This is a genomic window from Alteromonas lipotrueiana, from assembly GCF_019249245.1.
Classification (GTDB): domain Bacteria; phylum Pseudomonadota; class Gammaproteobacteria; order Enterobacterales; family Alteromonadaceae; genus Alteromonas; species Alteromonas lipotrueiana.
On sequence record NZ_JAESDK010000008.1, the window covers coordinates 1 to 26,231 of the forward strand.

Consider the following 26,231-nt stretch of genomic DNA (forward strand, 5'->3'; position numbering starts at 1 on the left):
GGGCCCGATAGCGAAGTATGGGGCCCAACATGCAAATAGTGGGTGTCCATAAGCTCTTTTGTAAGGGTGGGTGTCCATGAACAAAGTGTGGGTGTCCAACTCGCATTCTCAACTCATATGGTACTAAAAAGCCTGCCGTGCCGACTGCTTAAGTACAGCTAAAATACGGTTTATCGACAAAACTGTGACCCGTTTTTTAACCCTTAGGATTGCAAAGTGTGAGGGTAATGTGTGGGTGTCCAAAGCCTATGCACAAGCCAAATTCAAAACTATGTTGGGCCCGATAGCGAAGTATGGGGCCCAACATGCAAATAGTGGGTGTCCATAAGCTCTTTTGTAAGGGTGGGTGTCCAACTCGCATTCTCAATTCATATGGTGCTAAAAAGCCTGCCGTACTGACTGCTTAAGTACAGCTAAAATACGGTTTATCGACAAAACTGTGACCCGTTTTTTACCCTTAGGATTGCAAAGTGTGAGGGTAATGTGTGGGTGTCCAAAGCCTATGCAGTAAAAAGACACCTGAACGCACTTAATCCTAACTCACACTGATATCATCAAAACGTTCGCTAAGGGTTTTAACTCTATAGGCCGGTTGTCTTAGCTCGTCAACGAACACAGAGGGCGCTCGCGGATCAGCGATAATATAGCAACTTTGCCTTGCCCGCGTGAGCGCCACATAACATAAACGCCGTTCTTCGCTGTGGGGATAGAGGTCAATAGTGGGTAGCAGGGCTTCAGTAAGCGCATCATTTTTATTTTCGCCCGGAAAGCCAAACTTACTGCTGTCAAAGCCCAGCAAAATACAATGATCGGCTTCTAGCCCTTTGGCAGAATGAAATGTCCAGTAATGCAAATTTTCAGGCTGTAGCGGTTGCAGTGCTTCTTTCGCCTGAGTCAGCCAAAACTGATAGCGCGCCATTATTGCAATGGTTGCCTGGGGGTTTTGTCTGCGTATCGCTATCACAATTTGTTTAACCCGCTGCGCGGCATCTTGCTGACCATAAATCTGGTCATCGAGTAAAAAAACCTGGGGGTCCTGGCTTTCAATAGCACTAACTACATTCTTTTTGTATTGCTCGGGGTTTTGCATAACAAACGTACCGGCAGTGTGGGCGATACTGCTGTTGTAGCGAAATGTTTTTTGCAACAGTGTCAGGCTATGACTGCCTAAATAGGCTTCAAACCGGGTCGTTAATGTTAATAATCCTCCGGAGAATCGATAGATTGATTGCCAGTCATCGCCCACTGCCGTTAACGTAGGGCTTGGTCCATACTCAATAAGTTGCTGAAGCAGCTGCATACGCAAGGCCGAAATGTCCTGAAACTCATCCACCAATATATGCTTATAAACGGGTTGCCAGCGCTTTTGAGCAATTGTTGTGCAGGCCTGAGAAATCATATCGTCAAAATCAATGCTATCCGTTTTACTGAGCTCATGTTGATAAGCTGAATCCAGTTTGTGTAAGGCGTCGGCCCAAAACGTAGCATTGCTGATACCACTTTTCATTAAACGCTTTTCAAGTGTATGGCTTTTAAGTTGCTGAGTACGCAATATACCCAGAACCTGAGTCAGCCAGCGTACAGCTTGCTGTACTACACCAAGCTCATCAAATTTTGAAAAAACAGCCGCGCCCGAATACAAGGGAGTCATATCTGCTGTGGGGCCTACTTGTTTGGCCAAATGATAAACCAGTGTATTGTCCTGCCACTGCTGATGGTTTACCTCCAACAACGTCGTCCTATTTTCCCGATGAATTTGTCGTTGCGTTGATATATCGGGACCAGGCTCATTAGCAGCGCTGTAAACCAGGTAGGTATTTTGATCAGTTAATAAAAATGTCGGCCTGTAATCCCGGGCCGTGGTATTTTCTGGCTGAGATAGGCTGTAGTGTGGACGGTATCGATAATCGATACCATGAACATACAGCCAGTTGGCTATTAACCAATGTGGATAGCTTTTTGTTTTTTCCCCGTTTAGCGTCAGATAGTCGGTGCCACCCTCTTTTACTGAATGCTGTTCAGTGGCAATTACCGTTGTCGCCTGCGTGGGGGGATACAACCATGGTATGGTTTCAGTTATTAAACAGTCATTTTGCTCAAATTGTTGTTTTATATAACGCCTTGCCCAGTCTTGTAAGGCATAGTTGTCCTGCGATAATGCCGATAACGTCAGAGTATGTTTATCACGCTTTAAAATGTGTCGGCCTAACGCATGAAAGGTCATCACGGTGGGCTTGTCTTGTTCTTCCAAAAATACACTCGCCGCCCTTAACGCTAAACGTGCTTGCAGCTCTTTTGCCGCTGCACTGTTATAGGCCAAAATAAGTATTTCGCTGGCTTTGGCTTGCTGGCTTTGAATTAAGTACAGCGCTTTTGCCACCATGACTGACGTTTTGCCCGTTCCGGCAGCCGCTAATACTAAATTTCTATCATTGTTCCTTACCACCGCATCTTGCTGGTCTTCGGTGAGCGGGTGCTGTTCAGCGAGCGCAAAAAAGTCTTCAAAATGTTGCTTTTGACGCAGTTCAAAACGCTGCCTCAATGTTTGAACATAATCAGACAAAGGATGTACCTGTTGCAATTTATTCAGGGTGCGATGGGTGGTGGAGGTTAGGGTTTGATTTACAGGAAGAGAATGTCGGTAAAGGGCTATTACCTTAGCAATGTAACGCGCTAATTTATCGCACTGGCTGTCTCGTAAGTACGCCTGCCCGGCTAAATCTACAAACAGCCGATGCACGTGCTTTACGCGCTGGACGGCCTGTTGTGTCAGGGTTTGCTCAACGTGTTGATGTAACTTTACAAGCTGACTTTTAGACAACCATCGTAGTGTTATAGACGTATCGGCATAGTCAAGTTGCCACCGAGCGCCAAATACGCCTTTTTGATAATGTGGATAGGCGTTCAGACTCGATAATTTGATGTGTTGGGCAGCTTCGTTATTTCCTATCACAAGGTGGTCTTGTTCAAGACGCACAGTTTTTGCCCCCAACCATCGGGCAAGAAAAATAGGTTGGCAGAAAACTTGTTGAAAATCCATTGAAGCATTCCTGTCAGTTACAAACAATACCGGCCAAAGAACACCGCTTTTTTTGAAAAATTACGAACAACACCGTAAACAAATTTTACTGCTATTTGGATGCAGTGTAACGTGGGAAACAGTCATAAATCGCTTTTTTAGTAGATTTACGCGGCCTTAAAATAATATAATAAATGGCTCTTAACCGCCGCGTGTTGAGATTTTTAAGCGCATATGATATGCATAGTTTCAACACAAATAAAGCGTAATGATCGATGTCATTTTGTTATCCTAATTATTCATTTTTCCTGGCAGGTGAGCTTTCGTCATGAACGCTTCTATTGAACAAGATATTAAAGCAATACAAGCACTTGAATCAGTACCAACAATTTTAAACATGATTGCTGATTCTACTGGCTTACGGTTTGTCTGTATCTCTCGGGTCACTCCCGAAAGCTGGACGGCCTGCGCAGTATTAGACACCATCAATTTCAATTTGCTGCCCGGCGATAATCTGGATATTTGTAATACTTTTTGTGAAGAAGTCCGGGTTTCTAATCAGCCTATTATTATCGACCACGTTAAGCAGGATAAAGTCTATCATGATCATCCTGTCCCAAAGCTTTTTGGTTTTGAAAGTTATTTTTCATGGCCAATTTATGATGCACAGGGTAATTTTTTCGGCACCCTTTGTGGTTTAGACACTTCACCGGTAAAGCTGAAAACCGATAAGACCAAAAGTATGATTGAGTCTTTCGCACAGCTTATTTCTCGTCAGCTTACCGCTGAGTATCGGTTAAAAATTGCCAGCGAAGCATTAAAAGATGAACAGCAAATTGCGCAAATACGTGAGCAATACATTGCCGTATTAGGCCACGACCTGCGTACACCGCTGTCTTCTATTATGATGGGACTCGATGTTTTAAAGCTGATGCCGCTGGCAAAAGATGCGGCTTCGGTATTAAAGCGTATGGACAACAGTGCCAAACGCATCTCTTTACTGGCAGACAATGTTATGGACTTTACCCACGGAAAAATGGGCAAAGGCATTCCGGTTACCAAACAGTCATGTAATAACTTGTCAGAAATACTGGGGCATACAGTTTCTGAGTTAGAGTCTCAGTACAAAAAGCGCGAGTTTGTTTCAGCCATAGATATTAATCGATCGGTAGACTGCGATTCCGGACGTTTAGCTCAGTTAGCCTCAAACCTGCTGGTTAATGCAGTAGTGCACGGCGATCCCGCTAAACCGGTGTATTTTGAAGCATTTACCCACAATGGCGAACTCATTATTCGGGTCGCTAATAGCGGAAAACCTATCCCGCCAGAGGTTCAGGCCCGCCTGTTTCAACCCTTTTGGCGCAACGCCTCTAAAGGCAGCCACAAAGGGCTGGGACTGGGACTTTTTATCGCCTCTCAAATTGCTACTGCTCATCAGGGCAGCTTGTCTGTAGCATCAGATGAGCACAAAACTACGTTTACATTAACCGTTAGGTTGTAACTCTTGCGAATTGCCTTTTAACTTCCCCTACACTTACCCCCCTGATTGGCTTTGTGATTTTAGGGTAAAGGTTTTTTGCAAATACAACCTCTTATAAACGCAAATCAGTATATAGGGTTTTGCGCGCCATCTACCTCTGTATGAGATGAGCAGCAAAGACATTCCGTAGGATTTTCTGATAGTGTAGCCATTTGGCAGGGGCCTTATAAAAGGCTGTAAGGTAATCTATGAGCGCTTCGATTAAGCAGGATGTAAATGCTGTACAAGCTATTGAAGCTGTGCCCGCTATTTTAAATATCATTGCTAATACAACAGGGTTTCGGTTTGTAGGCATTGCTCGAATTACACCAGACAGCTGGACTATTTGTACATTAATAGATGATTGCTACATCAACCTCTTACCTGGCGAACAAGTCGATGCTAAAAAAACAATCTGTTATGAAGTAGAGTCTTCAAACGAACCCATCATCATCGAACATGTTAAACACGACGCCATCTACCATGATCATCCCGCCCCAAAAATGTTTGGCTTCGAAAGTTATTTTTCATGGCCATTGTATGATACCGAAGGTAACTTTTTCGGTACCCTTTGTGGATTTGATCCGCTCCCTTTGAAATTAAAAAACGATAGAATCGAAGCTATGTTTGAATCTTTCGCGCAGCTTATTTCTCGGCAGATTTCATTCGAAGATAGTCTGAAAGCGGCTAACGAAGCATTAAAAGATGAACAACAAATTGCGCAAATACGTGAGCAATACATTGCCGTATTAGGCCACGACCTGCGTACACCGCTGTCCTCTATTATGATGGGGATCGATGTTTTAAAGCTGATGCCGCTGGCAAAAGACGCCGCTTCGGTATTAAAGCGTATGGACAAGAGCGCTAAACGCATCTCCTTGCTGGCAGACAATGTTATGGACTTTACCCATGGAAAAATGGGTAAAGGTATTCCGGTTACCAGGCAGCCATGTAATAACTTATCTGAAATACTGGGACATACGGTTTCTGAGTTAGAGTCTCAGTACAAAAAACGCGAATTTGTTTCTGCCATGGATATTAAGGGGCCGGTAAATTGCGATGCCGGACGTTTAGCTCAGTTAGTCTCAAATCTGCTGGTGAATGCAGTAGTGCACGGCGACTCCGCCAAACCGGTATATATTGAAGCATTCACCCACAATAACGAACTCACTATTCGGATCGCTAATAGTGGTAAACCGATTCCGCCAGAGGTTCAGGCCCGGTTATTTCAACCCTTTTGGCGCAGTGCCTCTAAAGGCAGCCACAAAGGGCTGGGACTGGGACTTTTTATCGCCTCTCAAATTGCTACTGCTCATCAGGGCAGCTTGTCAGTAGCATCCGATGAGCATAAAACCACGTTTACTTTAACGGCACATGTATAAGGCGCTGAGCCGGTTGAATGCTGAGTTTCGGTTGTGCTCTTTATATGGGTAAGTTTTGAACCAAATGCGTCATTGTAGCGTTACCAACTGCATGACAATGAAAACATCAACTTTTGGTCTTACCTATTTAGCCATCTTAATTGCTTTTGGCATTTTAGATGGCTTGTGGCTGGGTGTTATTGCCAAACCGCTTTATATTGAAGAGTTTGGTAACCTGCTACGTGACCCTTTTATTACCTGGCCCTGGTTAACGTTTTACTTATTATATTGCCTTGCAGTCGTACATTTAGCGGTAAAACCTGTCTGGTACCGTCCGGTTAGCACAGCAGCAACAAATGGTTTTGTTTTAGGTGCTACCGCTTATGGCACCTACAACCTCACTGGTTATTCTATTATTGCAGACTGGCCCTTAAGCATGAGTCTTATTGACTGGCTGTGGGGCGCCGTCGCTACATCCATTTTGGCCGCGGTGGGTGCCGGGTGCGCAAAGCGCAAACAGCCAGCACATTAGAGGTAAAGACCTCAGTTTATTTGCTTTTATCGGTACGCAACGTCTTACCCTGACTTTAAGCATTATGAAAGACTTGTGTTACACTGCGCCGGATTTTATTACACAGGATTTTTTACATGTCGTGGATGCGCCGAGCACTGTTGTCCGTATTTCATTATCCGGTAAAATGGTTAGTCAAACCGCATACCATTCCTTTGAATGTAGAATCTGAGCTGGGCATTGACAAAAATCGCCCGATTATCTACCTGTTACCCAGTAACTCTGTGACCGATCAGTTAGCGCTGCGCATGGTAACCCGGCGAATGGGATTACCCGACCCTACCGACCTCTTAACTCTTGGCCAGCATGAATACCCAACTTGTCTGTTTTTACGTAAAACACAACGCGTAATAACCCGTGGCGAGGTCAAAACCGACATTGAAGAAGTTTTTACCGACCTGTTTCACACCCACCGCGAAAATCCTCTTCTTGATGTTCAGGTTGTGCCCGTATTTATTTCCTGGGGGCGGGCGCCAGGTAAAGGCACTCCGGGTCTCAGTGACCTGATTGTTGATGTCGCTGCGCCATCGTGGCTGCGAAAACTCTTTATTGTTATGTTTTTGGGGCGCGATAACTTTGTTAACTTTAGCAAGGCCGTGTCATCTAACGCGATGGCGACGCAACATGGTTCCGATAAATCTATCGCTCATAAGTTAGTCAGGGTCGCCCGTACGCATTTTCAGCGCAAGCGTCAAAGTTTGACTGGCCCTACGTTACTAGAGCGAGAAGCGCTGTATAACGCGGTGCTCGGGTCTGCTGGGGTAAAGCGGGCCATTCATGAACAAGGCAAAAGCAAAAAAAGTACGCCCGAAAAAGCACGCCAGGATGCTCAAAACTATATTAATGAAATAGCGGCCGATTATCGCGAAGGCCTGGTAAGGTTCGGCGATCGTTTGTTAACCCGTATCTGGAATAAAATTTATAACGGTATTGGTGTTGCCCACAGCGACCGGGTTCGTGAACTGGCCCGAAACGGGCACGAAATTATCTATGTTCCCTGCCATCGTAGTCATATGGATTACCTTTTACTGACATACGTGATTTATCACGAAGGGCTGGTAACACCCCATATAGCAGCCGGTATCAATTTGAACTTCTGGCCGGTAGGCAAAATATTTCGTCGTGGAGGCGCTTTTTTCATACGCCGGAGTTTTGCCGGCAATAAAGTATACACCGCTGTATTTCGCGAGTACTTAGAGCTACTGTTTAATAAGGGCTATTCGGTAAAATATTATCCTGAAGGGGGTCGTAGTCGTACCGGCCGTTTGATTCCCCCTAAAACCGGAATGCTGGCAATGACCATGCAAGCGTTGGTTAAAGGTGTTCATCGCCCGGTTAGCATTGTGCCGGTGTATATTGGCTACGAAAACGTTATGGAAGTAAAAAGCTACCTTAACGAGCTAAAAGGTAGCACCAAGAAAAAAGAATCGACCTGGCAGGTTTTCTCTGCCATTCGAAAGCTTAAAAACTATGGCTACGGATATGTGAACTTTGGTGCGCCTATCCATCTGAACCAGTACCTTGAAAAACAAATTCCTGACTGGCGCGAAACCCTGCCTAAAGATCCGGATAAAAAACCTACCTGGCTAACGCCCATGGTTAATGACCTGGCGAATGAAGTAATGCTTCGAATCAACCGTTCTGCGGCTATTAATGGTATGGCTTTGTCTGCTTTATGTTTGTTGTCGGCGAAGAACAAAACCATGAGTGAAAGTGAGCTGACTCATGCGTTAGGAAACTTTCTGAACTTACTGCGCAATGTACCCTTTTCAAATGATGCCACCATACCCGACGACTCGGCCGAAGAAATGCTGTCACATGTACTGAGCCTGAATCGTTTTTCAGTCACCGACGACGGTTACGGAAAGTTAATTCAGCCGCAAAAAGATGCCGCTGTTTTTTTAACCTATTATCGTAACAATATTCTACATCTGTTTGCTTTACCAGGCATTGCCATGGCAGCTGTTTTTGCGCACAAGTCGTGTCCGCGAGACTACATATTGCGTCTGGTGGCCGCACTGTATCCATTGCTACAACGCGAACTGTTCATTCATATGACCCAGGACGAAGCCTTGGCTTACACCGACAGACTTATTTCACAAATGGTCGAGCAAGGTCTGGTACGACAGGAAGCAGAGTGTTTGTTACCACCTGAAGCAAATGCTAAAACCTTCCATAGCGCCTGGCTATTAAGTCGTTGCATGCAGGAAACATTTCAGCGTTATGCTGTGGTGCTTACTATTATTGAAAAAGAGCGGGAAATAAGTCGTGGTGAACTTGAACGTACCAGCCGCAAGGTAGCTGAGCGCTTGTCTACGTTATATGGTATGAGCTCGCCCGAATTTTATGACAAGAATGTTTTATCCAGCTTTATTAATGCGCTGCGCGAAAACCACTGGTTAGATTCAACCTCAGATGGGGCGTTAAAATACTGCGAAGAAAGCGCGGCACTTCGACAAGATATCACCGCACTGGTGTGGCCTGAAATTGTGCAGCATTTAGAAAACGTAGAGTTGCATTAACAGTTAAGTGCGCGCCCGCGGGCGCGCACTTAACTTGTTGCCCATCAGCGGTGTAAACATGCATGCGCCAGCCGGTTATCTGCGTTCGCAGCATCATTTGAAACCCCAATATTTAAAACACCAAACTTTGAAGGTTATTCTCCTGCCAGAAAAAACTGATAGGCGGGATCGCTGGTAACATCCGCGTAGGTGTAGTCTAACGCAGCCAGATGCTCATCAAAAACCGTTCTGTCGGATAACGGAATATCAAACCCGGCCAACACCAAACCCTTGGCCGCGCCATGGTTACGATAATGAAACAAAGTAATATTCCAGCGCTCACCTAATGTGTTCAAAAACCGTAGCAATGCGCCCGGATACTCTGGAAATTCGAAAGCAAACAAGGTTTCGTTGTTAACCTGCGCCGAGCGCCCGCCGACCATATGCCTGACATGCAACTTGGCCAGTTCATTGTTTGATAAGTCAAAACAGCCAAACCCCTGGCTGGTAAGATGTTGTTGTAACTGACTGCACTCAGGCTGACCCCCTTTGAGTTTTACGCCTACAAAAACATGCGCTTCGGTACGGTTTCCAAATCGATAGTTAAACTCGGTGATATTTTTACCACCTAAGGCTTCGCAAAACTGTTTAAAGGCGCCCGGGCGCTCAGGTAAGGTTGCGGCAAATACCGCTTCTTTCTGCTCGGCCAACTCACACCGTTCAGACACATAGCGTAACGTATGGAAGTTAATATTGGCGCCACACAAAATTCCCCCCAACTGCTTGTTTTTTAGCTGGTGCTGCTTGGCGTATTTTCGGATAGCCGCCACCGACAACGCCCCTGCAGGCTCAGCAATCACCCGGGTGTCATCAAAAATGTCTTTGATAGCGCCGCAAATTTCATCATTGGTTACGGTAATCGTTTCATCCACAAGTCGCTGGCACAGCTGAAAGGTTTCTTTACCCATTGTTTTTACTGCCACACCATCAGCAAAAATACCCACTGATGGCAGCGCCACCGGTTCACCGGCTGCTAATGCCGCAGCAAAACAGGCTGACTCCTCAGACTCTACCGCCACAATCTTTATCGATGGCTTCAGTTGCTTTAGGTAAACCGAAATGCCGGCTGCCAGCCCCCCTCCACCCACAGCCACAAACACAATATCCAGGTTCGGGTTTTGCTCTAGTAACTCTTTGGCTACAGTGCCCTGACCCGCAATTACATCGGCATCATCAAACGGCGGTATGAACGTAAAGCCGTGAGTGCGCGCCAGTGCCTGGGCTTTGCTACTGGCTTCATCAAAGTTGGTGCCAAACAGCACCACATCTGTGCTTTGCCCGCCAAACCTGCGGACTGCCTCAACCTTTATTTCCGGGGTGGTTTCGGGCATGACAATGGTTGCTTTGATTCCTTTTACATGCGCACCATAAGCCAGTCCCTGGGCATGATTACCTGCCGAAGCAGCAATGACGCCGGCCTGTTGCTGGGCACTGCTTAACGTACACAGCCGGTTGTACGCACCGCGCAATTTAAACGATTTGACGGGTTGCTGATCTTCACGCTTTAAAAAAATGTCATTGCCCAGCTCATTAGATAAGCGCGACATTAGCACCAGGTCGCTGGCGACAGCGACATCGTAAACGGGCGCCAATAAAATTTTCTTCAGGTACTCATGGTCGCTGATGCTCATACATCCTCCAGCTTGGCCCGGTCTCGTACCGCTCCTTTGTCGGCGCTGGTGGCCAGCAACGCAAAGTTTTTAAGCGAAAGCGATACCTGCCGCTGGCGCGTAGCCGGCTTCCATGGCCGGGCACTGGCTTGCATATTGCTGCGGCGCTGCTGAAACTCCTCATCGCTTAGTTCAACATTAATGGTGCGATTTGGGATATCTATTTTAATAGTATCGCCTTCTTCCACCAGCGCAATACCTCCGCCGCTGGCCGCTTCTGGCGAGCAATGACCTATAGACAAGCCACTGGTTCCCCCAGAAAACCGGCCATCGGTAATAAGCGCGCACGCTTTGCCTAAACCTTTGGATTTCAGATACGAGGTAGGATAAAGCATTTCCTGCATACCCGGCCCGCCTTTTGGCCCCTCATACCGAATAACCAATGCATCGCCAGCTTCGATACGATCATCTAATATGGCCGCTACTGCCTCGTCTTGCGACTCAAAAATACGCGCACGGCCGGTAAACGTATGAATAGACTCATCTACCCCCGCGGTTTTCACAATGCATCCGTCGGGCGCTAAATTGCCGTACAGTACCGCCAACCCCCCTTCAAGGCTAAACGCATGTTCGAGCGCCCGAATACAACCATGCTCACGGTCGGTATCGGCATCAGGCCAGCGGCAACTTTGACTAAACGCTTTGGTGGTACGAATGCCCGCCGGGCCGGCCCGGTAAAATTCATCGGCACGGGTGTTATCTGGATTGGTAATATCCCACTGACCAATTACCTCGCCTAACGAGCCTCCCAACACGTGATGAGCTTCGCCATGCAGTAAACCGGCTTTGTTCAACTCGTTTAAAATACCCAGTACCCCCCCGGCCCGGTGTACATCTTCCATATGATATTTTGGGGTGGCGGGCGCAACTTTACATAAATGGGGCACCCGCCGTGATAACCGGTCGATATCGTCCATGCTAAATGGTACCTCGCCCTCTATGGCGGCGGCCAGCAGATGCAAAATAGTATTGGTAGAGCCGCCCATGGCAATATCCAGGCTCATGGCATTTTCAAACGCTTTGAAATTCGCAATAGAACGGGGCAATGCACTGGGATCATCATCGCCATACCAGCGTTTACACAATTGCACTGCAACTTCGCCAGCACGAATAAACAAGGCTTCGCGATCGGCATGAGTCGCCAGCATTGAGCCATTACCGGGCAAGGACAAGCCCAAAGCCTCGGTCAGGCAATTCATTGAATTGGCGGTAAACATGCCCGAACATGATCCACAGGTAGGACAAGCCGAACGTTCGATTTCGTCGGTGTCTTTGTCACTTACCTTGTCGTCGGCCGCGGCCACCATGGCATCCACCAAATCTAATTTTATAATTTGGTCAGACAGCGTGGTTTTGCCTGCCTCCATGGGCCCGCCAGAAACAAATACGACAGGGATATTCAGGCGCATAGCGGCCATAAGCATACCCGGCGTTATTTTGTCGCAATTAGAAATGCACACTAAGGCATCGGCGCAATGGGCATTGGCCATATACTCTACCGAGTCAGCGATAATCTCGCGCGACGGTAAACTGTACAGCATGCCGCTGTGGCCCATGGCAATACCATCATCTACCGCAATGGTGTTAAATTCTTTGGCCACACCACCGGCTCGCTCAATACTGCGTGCCACCAGCTGACCCATATCTTTTAAATGTACATGCCCAGGCACAAATTGCGTAAACGAATTGGCAACCGCAATAATGGGTTTGCCAAAGTCGTTGTCTTTCATTCCGGTGGCCCGCCATAACGCACGGGCTCCGGCCATATTTCTACCTTGCGTGGTAGTTGCTGATCGTAACTTGGGCATAATACATTCCAGTTTATTAAGTTAGTCGTAGACTGGGGTCAACCAGTTCCATTTGTCTTCGGTGGTGCCGTTAAACAACCCGAAGAATTTATCTTGCACTTTTTCGGTAATGGGACCACGGCCACCATTGCCAACAGCAATGCCATCAACACTGCGTACCGGGGTTACCTCGGCAGCGGTGCCGCACATAAAGACTTCATCCGCCAGATACATGGCTTCGCGGGCAATGTTTTCTTCGCGCACTTCATAGCCCATATCTCTAAGCAAGGTCATGACGGTGTCACGGGTAATCCCTGGTAAAATAGCTGCCGTTTTTGGTGTGGTTGTAACCACGTTATTGCGAACAATAAAAATGTTTTCGCCTGCGCCTTCACTGATATACCCGTTGACATCAAGTGCAATACCTTCACCGTAACCGTGGCGGCGTGCTTCCATCGAAATTAATTGTGACGACAGATAGTTACCACCAGCCTTAGCACCGGTAGGCATCGTGTTGGCTGCCAGACGGTTCCATGACGAGATGCCTGCATCGACACCATTTTTAATGGCGTCTTCACCCAGATACGCACCCCATTCAAAAGCGGCAATCGTAACTTCTGCTTCCTGACCAAACGGAACCTGTAGCCCCATGCCAATATCGCCGTAAAAAGCGATGGGACGAATATAGGCACTTTGCAGGTTGTTTTTGCGAATAATCGCCAGGGTTGCTTCGTTTATTTCATCCAGTGTGTAAGGAATAGTCATTCGATACACTTTGGCTGAATCAAATAAGCGACGATTGTGTTCTTGCAAGCGAAAAACGCAGGTGCCTTTGTCAGGTGTTTTATAAGCACGTACCCCTTCAAAAACTGAAGAGCCGTAGTGGATAGCGTGCGTCATTACATGCACGGTAGCCTCTTTCCAATGTTTAATTTCACCGTTAAACCAGATGTATTCAGCAGGTTGCTTTGCCATGTTTGTTCCTTATCAGTCGGGCTATAACGCCCATAGTGCTGCCAGATGACAGCAGATGTGTTATCAGGCAAATCATACAGCAGGTCGTAAAAACGCCCAACCGGCATGATTAAACAATTCGCCAGATGGACAGCTATTTTTACAATTGCTTATTTTTACAGCACCTATATGCGTCTAATCAGCGCATCCAGATAAAATACAGTAACAGGCCTGGGCACTAAAAATGCACAGAACAGAAGGCCCTGATTCACATGTGATCAGGTTAAAAGAAGATATTCGAAAGGTTACGGGCCCAACATTTTCGTTGTTTTGGGAGAAATGGCTGATCCTCCCGGCGGCGCGAGCCCAATAAATAGCATGAAACAGATGTCATGTTCAAGCCACTGTATATAACATCTGTTCATTTTTTTAAATTTGCACCACAGTATAAAGGGGCGGTACAGGTGTCTGATGATTGGTTTCTGTTTTTAAATCTTTTTGGTGTCGCGTTTTTTGCGGTATCGGGCACATTGATGGCGTATAAAAAAGATGTTGATGGTTTTGGTGTGGTGGTTCTGGCTTCGGTAACCGCTTTGGGGGGAGGCACACTACGCGATGTTTTGTTAGATGAGCCAGTATTCTGGGTGGCTCAGTCAGACTATTTGTATGCCACTTACGGCGCGGCCTTTGCTACCATCGCCTTGTTGCGCTTAAAGTCTAACCTGCATGGTAACTACCTGATGGTGGTCGATGCCTTTGGCTTGGGCTTGTTTAATATCATTGGAATTGAAAAAGCACTTATAGGCGAAACCGGAATGGTTATCGCCATCACCATGGGGACCACCACAGGAATATTTGGCGGTTTAATACGCGATGTGATTTGTCGCGAAATTCCTATGGTTATGCGCGGAGAACTTTACGCCACAGCATGTTTGTGCGGCGGGCTGGTTTATGCCGGCTTGTTCTACCTTGCGGTGCCCTATTCCCTGTGTATTCTGGGTTCTTTGTTTACTACGATATTTTTACGTTTAGGCGCGCTGCACTGGAACTGGGAGTTTCCTATTTTCAGACGTCAGATTGGTGACATTGATAAGGATGATGTATAAACCGCTCTTAAGGCCAGTATAGCCAACAAATAATACGCGTTACCCTTAGCGCTTTAATACTGCGCGGAAACAACAGTTAATGGGCTATGCAGTTATACACACCCGGGCGGGTGAGGGTGTCAGTGCGCCAAAAGTTCAGGTAGAAGTTCATCTGGCTAATGGGTTGCCCGCGTTTCATCTGGTAGGTATGGCAGAAACCTGTGTCAAAGAAGCCCGGGACCGAGTACGAAGCGCGCTCATTAATAGCGGCTTTGAGTTTCCGGCCAAGCGCATTACCGTGAATCTGGCTCCGGCCAGTGTTCCCAAACAAGGCGGACGCTATGACCTGGCTATTGCCCTGGCCATTTTAGTAGCCTGCGACATTTTGCCTATTGAAACACAACACAATACCGAGTTTATTGGTGAACTGGGCTTAAATGGTACGCTAAAAGGCGTACGCGGTATTGTCCCGGCGCTGTTAGGCGCGCGCGAAGCCCAGGCCCGGGCGTTTTTTCCTTATAGCAACTTAAGTGAAGCTGAGCTGGTTGATGGTTTGCATGGCTATGGCGCCTCTAACCTTTTGGCGGTATACCACCATTTTACCGGCGAGGTGCTATTGCCCGTAATACAAACCGAATCACTGGCTCATACTTCACAAACTGAATATTCCCCCCGTTGGGATGACATTATCGGCCAAAGTCAGGCTAAGCGAACACTGCTTTTGGCCGCCTCTGCTGGACACAATGTACTGTTCGTAGGCCCGCCGGGCACCGGAAAAAGCCTTCTGGCCAGTCGCTTACTAAGTTTATTGCCGCCGTTATCGATAGATGAAGCATTAGAAGTTGCCGCCATTCATTCGGTGAAAGGCGAACCTTTACAACTATCCAAGCTGTTTGAGCGCCCGTTTCGCTCGCCGCACCATACCTGCTCGGCAGTGGCCCTGACCGGGGGTGGCAGTCACCCCATGCCAGGGGAAATTTCACTGGCGCATCATGGCGTATTATTTTTAGACGAACTTCCTGAGTTTGGCCGGCGTTCGCTTGATGTCTTACGAGAACCATTAGAAACCGGCGATATTTGCATAAGCCGAGCACATAGTCAGGCTACGTATCCGGCTCGTTTTCAGTTAATTGCCGCAATGAACCCCAGCCCTACCGGCGATATCCATGATAATCGCAGTTCGCCCGATGCCATTTTACGCTATATCAATCGCTTGTCAGGCCCCCTGCTAGACCGTATTGATCTTCAAGTTGAGGTTCCTCGCCTGCCCGACTATATTTTAAAGCCACCGCAGATTAAAGGCAAAGACAGCGCGGTAGAGGCCGGTGAACAGGTAAGGCGCGCCCGCGCGGTACAGCACCTGCGGCAGGGAAAATTAAACAGTCAGCTTCAGGCTGATGAGCTGGCTCAAATATGCCAGTTGCGCCCCGACGACCTGGCATTTTTACAACAGGCCTGTGCCAGCCTTAAGTTATCAATGCGAGTTTTTCACCGCATTTTAAAAGTAGCTCGTACCATTGCCGATATTGAAGCCTGCCCCACGGTGCAGCGACCGCACTTGGCTGAAGCATTAGGCTATCGCGCCTTAGACCGGATAATTGCTCAGTTGAGCTCCAGTTGAAGCAACGCATCAATTAAAGGTTCATTACGCCGTGTCTGCAGACAACAAAGCCCCAGCGTATAGGGCATAATATCCGGTACATTGATTTGACTGACCTGACTCGCCATAGTGGAATGTTGCACTACCACCTCAGGCACAAAACCAATGCCGCACCCGAAAGAAACCATACTCACAATTGCCTCATTACCACCCACTGAAGCATAAACGTTGGGCCGTATGGCATGTTCGGTAAACCATTGATAAACACTGTGTCGGGTGGGTCCCTGTTCAGGCATTATTACCGGGTGTTTTCTCCAGTCAATATGCTCAATCTGAGTCAGTCGCCACTCTTTGGGAGCAATCAGTATCAGGGGTATATTATCCAGCCGGGAAAAAGCCAGGTCGGTTGGAAAGTTAGACGTGTGTATCGCAATACTGACATCGCACTGTTTTTGCTTGACTGAGTCTATGGCGCGGGCGGGGTCGCCCGTTAACAGCCGTATATCGACACCAGGATGCTGCTGTCGAAAACGTTGCAATAAGCCTGGTAAATGACTTTGGCTGGCGGTTACCGAACAAAACAAACTTAATTTTCCACGCAGCGTCAGACTGTCGTGCTGTAACTCAGTATGCAGAGTTTGCCACTGCGTCAGCACCTGTTGACTGAAGTCCAGTAATTTTTGACCCGCATGAGTAAGAGCAACTTTACGGTTATCACGAACAAACAAGACTGCACCGCACTCTTCCTCCAGACGCTGTATTGCCCGGGTTAACGTAGAGGCCGAGACATACATGGCCTGAGCGGTTTTGCCAAAATGCAGGCTGGAGGCGAGGTGAGTAAATAGTTGTAAGCTTCTAAAATCCATACTGTTGCAATAAATGAAATACAGTCTTGCGAATATATCATTTTTCAAAACAAAAGATATCTTTTACTCTCTGGTCATAGCGTTACACCCAGATACCTCTGCTTTGTATGCTACAGAAGGTTAAAAACAAGATATTCGGAAATTATTATGGCTAATTATTTCAACACTTTATCGTTACGTCAGCAGTTGAACCAACTGGGACAGTGTCGCTTTATGGAACGCAGTGAATTTGCAGAAGGCTGCGCGTTTTTACACAACAAAAACATTGTTATTGTTGGCTGTGGGGCGCAGGGCCTGAATCAGGGTTTGAACATGCGAGACTCTGGCCTGAACGTTAGCTATGCTTTACGCCAGTCTGCCATTAAAGAGCAACGCGCGTCATATCAGCGTGCCACCAGCAATAAGTTTACTGTGGGCACATACGACGAGCTGATTCCAACGGCCGATGTTGTTTACAACCTGACCCCTGATAAACAGCACGCTAATGTGGTAGAGACCGTCATGCCGTTAATGCAACAAGGCGCGACGCTGGCATATTCTCATGGCTTCAATATTGTAGAAGAAGGTCAGCAGATACGCAGTGATATCACGGTAGTTATGTGCGCCCCAAAATGTCCGGGGACCGAAGTACGCGAAGAATACAAACGCGGATTTGGGGTACCCACCCTGATTGCGGTTCACCCAGAAAACGATCCGCAACAAAATGGCTGGGACATTGCTAAAGCCCTGGCCAGTGCCACCGGGGGAGACCGTGCCGGTGTTCTGGCCTCTTCATTTGTGGCCGAAGTAAAGTCAGACCTGATGGGCGAGCAAACCATTTTATGCGGTATGCAGCAGGTTGCCGCCGTGCTTGGTTTTGAAAAAATGACCGCCGAGGGCATTGAGCCTGGTTACGCTGCAGCACTTATCCAGCATGGCTTAGAGACCATTACCGAAGCGCTTAAAATTGGCGGTATCACGCACATGATGGACCGGTTATCAAATCCGGCGAAAATTAAAGTGTTCGATATGAGCGAAGAGCTTAAATCAGTGCTACGTCCTCTATTTGAAAAGCATCAGGACGATATTATCAGCGGTGAATTTTCCAAAGCAATGACGCAGGACTGGTCTGACGGTGATGAAAATCTGCATCGCTGGCGCGAAGAAACCGGGCGTTGTGGTTTTGAGCAGGCCCCCAGGTATGACGGCTCAATTAACGAACAAGCATTCTTTGATAAAGGTCTGTTTTTGGTAGCAATGATCAAAGCCGGTGTTGAACTTGCCTTCGAGGTAATGGTAGAAGCTGGAATTTTACCAGAGTCGGCCTATTATGAGTCGCTGCACGAAACACCTTTAATATCTAATACCATTGCCCGTAAGCGTTTGTACGAGATGAATGTAGTGATCTCAGATACGGCTGAGTATGGCAATTATTTGTTTGCCAATGCCGCTACCCCATTGTTGCGTGAGCAGTTTATGCCCAACATAACTACCGAAGTCTTAGGTAAGGGGATGCAGGTTTCCAGCAACCAGGTCGATAACCGGCGTTTGGTTGAAGTGAACAAGGCGATTCGCGAACATGGCGTTGAACACATCGGCCAACTGCTTCGCGATTATATGACTAATATGCAAGCCATTATTCATAGCTAACAATTTCTGTCGTTAGGTGCTTTGCAAAGCACTTTTTGCCCGGCCAGTTTGGCCGGGTTTTTTATTGGTAGTGTAATCATCATTTATGCTTGATCGTCGTGACGCGCTTTGTCGCCAATGCGAACGGCAATAAATGCCAACATAAAAAAGCCCAGAAAGCCAAAACCAATCGGCGTCAGGGTGGTGGTTAAAAAGCTATCAATAAATAAGGCCACGGGTACCGCAATCATACTTGAAAAAGACCCTATAATTGCAGCCCCCAATCCTGCCATTTCGCCTAAAGGCTGCATCGCCATGGCATTGAGATTACCAAACAATATTCCGACAAAGAAAAACCCGCAAAACATAATGCTCAACGTTATGCTCAAGGGTGGCAGGCCCGCATAAAGCCAAATGACCCCACTAAAAATAACGCCAAAAGCTATTACGCCATAAAGCGCGACATGAACCAGTTTGTTCATACCAAAACGCATTACCATGGTGCCATTAAAAAATGACGCTAACCCAATTGAAAACGCCAAAATTGCGAAGATTAAGGGAAACGCTTCGCCCGTAGTGTAAAACTGTTGAAATATGGTTTGTGAGGCACTTAAGTACGCCAGAAAAGCGCCAAAAATACAGCCCATGGCGATGGTATAGCCCATAACCGACATGTGCGTAACAATGTATTTCGACGAGCGTCCAAGCTGCCCCCATGAAAATGGCTTACGCCGCCCCGCGGGTAAAGTTTCAGGTTGTCGGGCAAAGAACCAGCTTCCGGCCACCACCGCCACAACTAAAAACAAAGAAAAAATATGCTGCCATGAAAAAAAATACAACACTGCCTGCCCCACCACCGGCGCCAGCATAGGGACTAAAATAAATACCATCATTATAAACGACATAACCCGGGCCATAGCGTCCCCCACATACAAATCGCGTATAACCGCCAGCGCCGCAATCCGGGGCCCTGATACACCAAAAGCCTGAACCAGCCGGCCGATCAGCATAGTTTCCATGTTTTCTGCCTGCATACAGATCAGCGAGCCCAGCACGAAAATACACAAACCCAATAAAATGGTCTGTCGCCGGCCCCGGGCATCGGCAAAAGGTCCAAAAAATAACTGGCCCACAGCCATCCCTGCAAAAAAGATAGATACAATAAGATGAGCTTCGTGCTCATCACGCGCATTAAGGGCATGACCAATTTGCGCCAGAGCGGGAAGCATTGCGTCGATACTTAGTGCAACCAGCGATGTCATAAGTGCCATCAGCGCCACAAATTCGTATAACGTTAATGTAGGCGTAGTTTTTGTATCTGTAACCGGATTGACCATTGGATGCCTATTCATGAGGGGCGATAAGGTTTGCCTGCGGCAAAAACCTGGTTGGCTATGGTACCTTATTACGCTTGCAATAATTTGATGTTTTCGCAGCGTTTTTTATTTCAATTAGCGCTTGCAAGCGCCCGGTTACAGCAGTGATCAGTGAAATTGTAATAAATGCTATACGCAACGTACGCTACCCTCACGATCATAATTCCTGCATTTTGTTGACCCGAGGTCTGGGGCCAGCATTACGCTTACTGGATATGCATAATGGACACTCACGCCCTGCATGGAGCTTTTATATCTATTACAAAAAATTTGTGGTGTGCCGAAATACCCTTATCGATTGGTGTCAAAGGCCTTAAGCATCCTAAGGTTTTAAGTGGAACTACAGAGTTATTTATCTATTTTTTGAACCATTATTTTCTAGTGCAGACAAAGATATACGTTAGGCTATTCCAAATTCTGTATAATTAATAAAAACCATTGCACCTATCATGCTGTAATAAATAACAATGAAAAATGTGTCGACCGTTAAAGCATATTGGCGTATACCCTCCATTTGCTTAACTGCCGTTATCTGACGTGATACAGCGCAAAATTATTAAAATCTGCTCAACGTTTTGTCCGGCTCCCCTTTATCAGTTTCAACAACCAGAGGCTTCTTTAATAATTTCATGAGATGGTTCAACGTTCACACATCGGTGTTTTTGATGATGCTTACTGCTACAGCTGGGTTTTCGGGTGCGGCATTGGCTGAGTTAAGTTTTGAAATTGAAGGTGTTGAAGACGGTAAGCTGGAAGACAATATACGCACCCACCTTAACAACCTTGAAGTTTCAAAGAAGTCTTTAAATGACCCCTTTTGGCGTGAACAGGTTAACAATACCGTCGCGACTGCTGTTGAACCGTTTGGGTATTACAATAGCGAAACGCTTATCGAACAAACCGATGAAGATGACGAAGTCATACTTAAAGTGTCGCTGGATACCCCTTTAAAAATAGCCAATGTCACCCGTGAAATTATCGGCCCGGGGCGGAACGATCATGAATTTCGACAAGTTTTTGATAACTTTGCATTAGAGCCGGGTGATACGCTGCTTCAACCTGTTTACGAAAGCTTTAAATCAAGAATGTTCAACTATGCGTTGTCTCATGGCTATTTTGATTTTCAGTGGCAGGCAACCCGCCTCGATTTAGTTCGCGAAGAACGCGAGGCCAATATTCTGCTTATTGCCCAAAGCGGCCCTCAATACCAGTTTGGTCCCATAAAGCTGGTGGGCGATGACAGAGCAGAATCAATCATAAAACGTCTCAAGCCTTTTGATATTGGTCAGCCTTATTCTTCTAAGGCCTTAACTCAGTTTAATCGTGAGCTTAACCAGGCCGGCTATTTTTCAAGGGTTATCGCCCGCCCGGTGGTAAGTGAGGCGCAGGGTTTGCAAGTGCCCATTGAAATTACGGTAAATCATAAGCCCCGCGATAATTTTAATGTTGGTTTAGGCGCAGCGACCGATACCGGCCCACGGGCGCGGCTTAAATGGCAACGCCCCTGGGTAAACGAAGCCGGGCATTCGGCTGCCGCCGAGCTGTTTATTTCAGCGCCAGAACAATCGATTACCGCTGAATACCTGGTGCCAATGGGTGATATTAAAACCGACTACCTGAAATACGAGGCGGGCTATCAGTTTCTTGATTACTCTGAAACCAACACTGAAAGCCAGACGTTGTCGTTGTCGGTGCATCGTATTGTGCAGGAGGACGACTCGCCATGGCAGGACGATTATTCGCTTACCTATTTACGCGAGCAATACAAGGTAGAAAACGACCCTACACAAACCACACAACTGGTAATGCCCGGCTACTCTATTCAATATTTGCAAAAAGACGACCCGCTGAATATTTCTAATGGCAATCTGTTCAGAACGGGCTTTCAGGTGGGTCGTGAAGGAATTGGTTCTGATATTGATATTTTTAAAGCAGTGGCCGAAGCACGTATTATCCGAACTTACAACAAACATCGGTTAATGATCAGAGCTGAAACGGGTTTTATGGAAACCAGTAATTTTGGTGAAGTTCCTGCTTCGTTGCGTTTTTACGCTGGGGGCGATCAAAGTATAAGAGGGTTTGGGTATCGGGCAGTTGGCCCTGAAGGCGAAATTTTTGACCCGGCAACCGGAACCAGCGAAAGCGCCGGAGGTAAGTATTTGGCGACGATGGGATTTGAATACGCTTATCAGGTGGCTGAAAATTGGCGGGCTGCAGCTTTTATTGATGTCGGTACCGCAACTAATGAACTTGAGGAAGACCCGGCTTATGGTGTGGGCCCCGGCGTTCACTGGCTATCGCCAATTGGTCCGGTTCGTTTATATGTTGCGCGAGGGTTTTCACCTGAAGAAAACACCTGGCGCATTCACTTTATGCTAGGTCCCGAGCTATGAGAAAACGTCGTATCACAGCGTGGATATTTGCCCCTGTTATTCTTATTTTAATTATTGTGGGCATTGTATTGAGCCCCCTCGGTAGTCCCATAATTCGCCTGGCCGCCAATTCGGTGGTGCCGGGTTTAAAAATAGATAACATTGATGGTTCTCTATTGAGTGATTTCACTGTTGAGAACCTGCAATGGGAAAATGAGACCTGGAAAGTCACTGCGCAACAAGCTTCCCTGAACATAGGGTTAGGATGTTTGTCCTCGCTAACGGTGTGCGTGGATAAGCTGCATACCAATGCGATTAAGGTCACGCAAAAGCAGGCCGCACCACCCGCCCCTGAAGAACCGCCATCAAATGAACCTGTTGAACTTCCCGTGGCGGTCAGCCTCAACGATATTCAAATCAACAATACCGAGGTTGAGCTACCCGGTCAGCACATAAAATTAGAGAGCCTGAGCTTATCGGCTAATGCTTATGAGCGCGTCAATGTAGCACCACTGAACCTTAACGGCCTGACAGTCACACTGCATGAGACGGCGCCGGTTGAACCTGAGCCATCGCAGCCCACAGACTTTGCGCTTCGCTATAAGGCCCCGGAGTTAGGAGAAATTTCCAGTCCAATAGGGGTGACAGTTGAAGATTTTAGTTTTCAGAATATCGTAATTGTTCAGGGTGAAACCCGACAAAAAATAAATCAGATTACCTTTAAGCAGGCTCAAATCGAGCAGTCGTCTGTCAATCTTGATGCTTTAAAAGTAGAGCATGAGAGCGGTAGATTAGCGCTTAATTCCCAAGCTACGTTAAGCGGTAGTTTTCCGCTTTCATTGTCGGCCGACGCATCTTTTACCCTTGGCGAGGGGGTTAGCGAAAACGTAACGCTAGAGGCCACTGGCGCACTGGATGATTTGACGCTGGCAATTGATGCCCGTGGCGCCTACAACGCAGATTTGCAGCTTACTCTAAACGCCTTAAAAGACGCGCTCCCCGTGCAGCTAAACGCCCGCTGGCCGCAACAAAAGGTGCCTGGCGTGGCAGAGTTCGAATTGCAACAAGGCCAGCTAAATGCCAGCGGCACCATGGGTAATTATCAGATTACTGGTTCTGCCGGCGCTACGGTACCTACTTTAGGCACTGTACCGGTTGATGTGGATATTAAACTTAACGAAAAAACCATTAGCGTCAACGCGCTAAACGCCAAATTACTCGAAGGCTCGATTACAAATTCAGGAACACTGTATTTAAACGATACGCTAAGTTGGTCAGGGACTACCCAGGTAAACAATATGTCTGCGACCAGCCTGACACCGTGGGGGCCAACCGAGCTTGAAGGTAAGTTTGACAGTTTGATGCAGCTTAACCCTAAAGGCATTGAGGCCAGTATTTCTGACTTGTCGCTTAGCGGAATACAAGATGAGGTCGAATTTTCTTTGTCAGGCTCAGCGGTATATTCGCAGGCCAATGAGTTGGTAGTCAGCACACTGCGGCTAAAGCAAGGTAATAATTACGCTGATATTGCGGGGCAAATGATAAAAAACCGTTATCTCAAAGGCACCGTAAAACTCGATTTTCCACAGTTAGCCAGCTTGTATCCTGCGGTTCAGGGCGAAGTTCATGCCGACATTGATGTAGCAGGAGAATGGCAGGACCCTGCAGCTAATGGCACCATTTCAATGGTCGATGTTCAGGTGTCTCCGCAGTTAAACCCAGGCGCAGCAGCGCAAGGTGCCATCAATGGTAACATTGAGCTAACCGGAGCGTTATCTCAGCATTATTTAGAAACTCAGGTTACTACCGCTCAGCACAGTATGCAGTTAGCGCTTAGCGGTGGCTGGGCCGACGAGCGTTGGAAAGGACAAATAAGCCAAAGTCAGCTTGCCGTATTTGCCACGCGCTGGCAGTTACAACAACCTTTCTCGCTGGCGGTGCGACCCACGCCCTTTAGTACCAAAGTAACCGGCCACTGCTGGGTCTCGCGCAAAGAAGGCGAGATATGTTTGAATAGCTTGTTATACAAAGACGATGTTGCGCGCTGGAACCTGAATGCCAATGCGTTGCCACTGGGATTATGGGCCAGTGAAGCCGCCGGGGATATTATCGCTTCCGAAGTTGACGCTTCGTTAAATTTAACCAGCAGCGGCAAAATGCCTAAAGGTGGCGAACCCGAAGGTGACTTTACTCTTAATATTACCCCGGCCACCTGGCCTTTGGGCAATGAAGGCCAGGTCCCTATTGATATAGACGAAGTTACTGCCAAAGGTACACTTAGTGATGGTAAACTTATTGCCGAAGCCGCATTTCAAAGTCAGCAGTTAGGTAATGTGCAGGCTAATATTACAACATCTCCGTTTGAACAAACCCCGGAGCTGGATGGCCAGGTAACAATACAAGGCATTAGTATTGCGCCATTAAAGCCTATATCACCGGCAATCAGTGAGCTAACGGGCGAAATTAACGGCCAGATAGATATTGCCGGACAGGCCGCTGCGCCAGAAATTCGTGGCGAATTAAGGCTAACCGAAGGCAATATTGATATTGAAGATACACCTGCAAAAATCAGTGACTGGACTCAAACTCTTCAGTTTGAAGGTACAGATGTGGGCTTTGAGGGTAGCTTTGCGTTAGGGGGAGGCCAAGGCAGTATCGATGGCTCGGTAAACTTTGAAGACCCAAGCGCCCCTGAAATCACCGTAAATCTGAAAGGCGATCGCCTTGAGGTTCAGCAGCGCGACATTATTGTGCGTGTATCTCCGGATATCCAGGCGTTAGTTAAACCCGGAGATATCAATATTACCGGCGAAATCGCTGTACCCTGGGCTCGCATAAAAATTGAAGAGCTACCACCCAGTGCAGTCGCGCCCTCTAAAGATGTGCACTTACGGGGCGAACCGCCCTCTGAAGATCCATTAAGTGTGGTAGATGCAAAAATTGATATTTTAATAGATCAGGCGCAGGCTGGCGAGGTAAAGCTTGAAGCATTTGGCCTGACCGCAAACCTTGCAGGTGAATTACAGGTGGCCAGTCAGCCAGCTCCGGTAGGTTATGGTTCATTGCGCATCATGCAGGGGCGGTTTGAGGCTTATGGCCAAAATCTGATCATTCAAACTGGTGAGGTTCAGTTTAATGGCCCCCTTGACCAACCGTTACTACTGGTAGAAGCCATACGTAACCCGGACAAAACAGCCGATGGTGTTGTGGCCGGTATTCGAATTGATGGCGCAGCTGACAGTCCGAATATTAGTGTCTTTACCAACCCTCCCATGAATCAGGGTAATGCGCTTAGGTATCTTTTAACCGGTAGTGCCGGCAGTTCATCGGGTGATGAATCCAGCCCCCCAAACTATGAAGCGCTGTTATTGGGTTTAGGCCTCTCAAATACTAATGGAATTCAGGGCGAATTAGGTCAGGCTATTGGTATTGATGATTTTTCTATTGGCACCGCCTCAGGCGAACCCGGCAGTGAGACAAAATTGTCGCTCAGCGGACGTCTTAACGAACGGCTGACTGTTCAATACAATGTTGATGTAGGCCTGGATGGTGACAGCACCTCCGAAACAGTACGTCGACGTTCAGCACCACCTGATCTTGTTTTGCGCTATCAATGGCTTCCACAGTTTTATATTGAAGGAATACAAACTACCATTGAAGAACAAACTGAATTTGCCGTCGACTTTTACTATCAGTTTTTTCTGGGAGAAGAGTCGCCTTCAAACAAACCAAAGCCGGTAAAGGCTGAGCCTGAAAACGATACAGAAGACAACTAGCGGCTTGTCTGTTTAAAATTGGCAATTTTGCTGCCGTGAAGAATAGCCTCGTTTACTTCGTCAGATTCTGACGAATATCTACCTGAGCGACGTGGTGCTATCAAGT

The 26,231-nt window shown here is 47.2% G+C and carries 15 protein-coding genes; 9 read left to right on the top strand and 6 right to left on the bottom strand.

The features are described 5' to 3' along the window. Nucleotides 1-535: 535 nt before the first annotated feature. Nucleotides 536-3,040 (bottom strand): UvrD-helicase domain-containing protein, encoded by a 2,505-nt coding sequence (locus JK130_RS07035; protein ID WP_218353614.1) that lies wholly within the window; start codon nt 3,038-3,040, stop codon nt 536-538. Nucleotides 3,041-3,347: 307 nt separating this feature from the next. Between JK130_RS07035 and JK130_RS07040 the strand changes: the two genes are divergently transcribed. The 4 genes from JK130_RS07040 (at nt 3,348) to plsB (ending at nt 8,992) form a co-directional block, all read left to right on the top strand. After that, on the top strand, nt 3,348-4,520 hold the full coding sequence (locus tag JK130_RS07040; protein WP_218353615.1) for a GAF domain-containing sensor histidine kinase: 1,173 nt from the start codon (nt 3,348-3,350) through the stop codon (nt 4,518-4,520). Between the two features lie 227 nt (nt 4,521-4,747). Next, the gene (locus tag JK130_RS07045; protein WP_218353616.1) at nt 4,748-5,920 is read left to right on the top strand and encodes a GAF domain-containing sensor histidine kinase; all 1,173 of its coding nucleotides are present in this window, start codon (nt 4,748-4,750) and stop codon (nt 5,918-5,920) included. A gap of 97 nt (nt 5,921-6,017) precedes the next feature. Then, entirely contained in the window at nt 6,018-6,431 is a 414-nt protein-coding gene (locus JK130_RS07050; RefSeq protein WP_246587721.1) for a DUF2177 family protein, read from the top strand. 116 nt (nt 6,432-6,547) lie between these two features. After that, complete coding sequence (gene plsB / locus JK130_RS07055) at nt 6,548-8,992, top strand: glycerol-3-phosphate 1-O-acyltransferase PlsB (protein ID WP_218353618.1); 2,445 nt, start codon at nt 6,548-6,550, stop codon at nt 8,990-8,992. Nucleotides 8,993-9,126: 134 nt separating this feature from the next. Here plsB and ilvA read toward each other — a convergent pair whose 3' ends face one another. From ilvA to JK130_RS07070, 3 genes are read right to left on the bottom strand one after another with little or no spacing between them, the layout of a single operon-like run. Further along, complete coding sequence (gene ilvA / locus JK130_RS07060) at nt 9,127-10,662, bottom strand: threonine ammonia-lyase, biosynthetic (RefSeq protein WP_218353619.1); 1,536 nt, start codon at nt 10,660-10,662, stop codon at nt 9,127-9,129. Continuing rightward, entirely contained in the window at nt 10,659-12,509 is a 1,851-nt protein-coding gene (ilvD, locus tag JK130_RS07065) for a dihydroxy-acid dehydratase (RefSeq protein WP_218353620.1), read from the bottom strand. The genes ilvA and ilvD overlap by 4 nt, the downstream gene beginning before the upstream one ends. Before the next feature lie 21 nt (nt 12,510-12,530). Continuing rightward, complete coding sequence (locus JK130_RS07070; protein WP_218353621.1) at nt 12,531-13,463, bottom strand: branched-chain amino acid transaminase; 933 nt, start codon at nt 13,461-13,463, stop codon at nt 12,531-12,533. 443 nt (nt 13,464-13,906) lie between these two features. Here JK130_RS07070 and JK130_RS07075 point away from each other — a divergent pair, with 443 nt between their 5' ends. Together JK130_RS07075 and JK130_RS07080 are read left to right on the top strand one after the other, a co-directional pair. After that, entirely contained in the window at nt 13,907-14,548 is a 642-nt protein-coding gene (locus JK130_RS07075; RefSeq protein WP_218353622.1) for a trimeric intracellular cation channel family protein, read from the top strand. A 79-nt stretch (nt 14,549-14,627) separates the two neighbouring features. Continuing rightward, a complete protein-coding gene (locus JK130_RS07080; protein ID WP_218353623.1) occupies nt 14,628-16,148 on the top strand; it encodes a YifB family Mg chelatase-like AAA ATPase in 1,521 nt (506 codons plus the stop codon). On the opposite strand, the gene ilvY is transcribed toward JK130_RS07080, so the two are convergent. Continuing rightward, nucleotides 16,130-16,993, bottom strand: a complete 864-nt coding sequence (gene ilvY, locus JK130_RS07085) for an HTH-type transcriptional activator IlvY (RefSeq protein ID WP_218353624.1) — start codon at nt 16,991-16,993, stop codon at nt 16,130-16,132. The genes JK130_RS07080 and ilvY overlap by 19 nt on opposite strands. A gap of 147 nt (nt 16,994-17,140) precedes the next feature. Here ilvY and ilvC point away from each other — a divergent pair, with 147 nt between their 5' ends. Continuing rightward, on the top strand, nt 17,141-18,622 hold the full coding sequence (gene ilvC / locus JK130_RS07090; RefSeq protein WP_218353625.1) for a ketol-acid reductoisomerase: 1,482 nt from the start codon (nt 17,141-17,143) through the stop codon (nt 18,620-18,622). Nucleotides 18,623-18,705: 83 nt separating this feature from the next. On the opposite strand, the gene JK130_RS07095 is transcribed toward ilvC, so the two are convergent. Further along, nucleotides 18,706-19,938, bottom strand: a complete 1,233-nt coding sequence (locus JK130_RS07095; protein WP_218353626.1) for a multidrug effflux MFS transporter — start codon at nt 19,936-19,938, stop codon at nt 18,706-18,708. A gap of 704 nt (nt 19,939-20,642) precedes the next feature. Here JK130_RS07095 and JK130_RS07100 point away from each other — a divergent pair. Beyond that, on the top strand, nt 20,643-22,370 hold the full coding sequence (locus JK130_RS07100; protein WP_246587722.1) for an autotransporter assembly complex protein TamA: 1,728 nt from the start codon (nt 20,643-20,645) through the stop codon (nt 22,368-22,370). Then, nucleotides 22,367-26,125, top strand: a complete 3,759-nt coding sequence (locus JK130_RS07105) for a translocation/assembly module TamB domain-containing protein (protein ID WP_218353628.1) — start codon at nt 22,367-22,369, stop codon at nt 26,123-26,125. The genes JK130_RS07100 and JK130_RS07105 overlap by 4 nt, the downstream gene beginning before the upstream one ends. Nucleotides 26,126-26,231 lie beyond the last annotated feature (106 nt).

Excerpts from the sequence above, each read along its gene's own strand:
- JK130_RS07035 (WP_218353614.1), bottom strand. The coding sequence starts at position 3,040 with ATGGATTTTCAACAAGTTTTCTGCCAACCTATTTTTCTTGCCCGATGG.
- JK130_RS07040 (WP_218353615.1), top strand. The coding sequence starts at position 3,348 with ATGAACGCTTCTATTGAACAAGATATTAAAGCAATACAAGCACTTGAA.
- JK130_RS07045 (WP_218353616.1), top strand. The coding sequence starts at position 4,748 with ATGAGCGCTTCGATTAAGCAGGATGTAAATGCTGTACAAGCTATTGAA.
- JK130_RS07050 (WP_246587721.1), top strand. The coding sequence starts at position 6,018 with ATGAAAACATCAACTTTTGGTCTTACCTATTTAGCCATCTTAATTGCT.
- plsB (WP_218353618.1), top strand. The coding sequence starts at position 6,548 with ATGTCGTGGATGCGCCGAGCACTGTTGTCCGTATTTCATTATCCGGTA.
- ilvA (WP_218353619.1), bottom strand. The coding sequence starts at position 10,662 with ATGAGCATCAGCGACCATGAGTACCTGAAGAAAATTTTATTGGCGCCC.
- ilvD (WP_218353620.1), bottom strand. The coding sequence starts at position 12,509 with ATGCCCAAGTTACGATCAGCAACTACCACGCAAGGTAGAAATATGGCC.
- JK130_RS07070 (WP_218353621.1), bottom strand. The coding sequence starts at position 13,463 with ATGGCAAAGCAACCTGCTGAATACATCTGGTTTAACGGTGAAATTAAA.
- JK130_RS07080 (WP_218353623.1), top strand. The coding sequence starts at position 14,628 with ATGGGCTATGCAGTTATACACACCCGGGCGGGTGAGGGTGTCAGTGCG.
- ilvY (WP_218353624.1), bottom strand. The coding sequence starts at position 16,993 with ATGGATTTTAGAAGCTTACAACTATTTACTCACCTCGCCTCCAGCCTG.
- ilvC (WP_218353625.1), top strand. The coding sequence starts at position 17,141 with ATGGCTAATTATTTCAACACTTTATCGTTACGTCAGCAGTTGAACCAA.
- JK130_RS07095 (WP_218353626.1), bottom strand. The coding sequence starts at position 19,938 with ATGGTCAATCCGGTTACAGATACAAAAACTACGCCTACATTAACGTTA.
- JK130_RS07100 (WP_246587722.1), top strand. The coding sequence starts at position 20,643 with ATGATGCTTACTGCTACAGCTGGGTTTTCGGGTGCGGCATTGGCTGAG.
- JK130_RS07105 (WP_218353628.1), top strand. The coding sequence starts at position 22,367 with ATGAGAAAACGTCGTATCACAGCGTGGATATTTGCCCCTGTTATTCTT.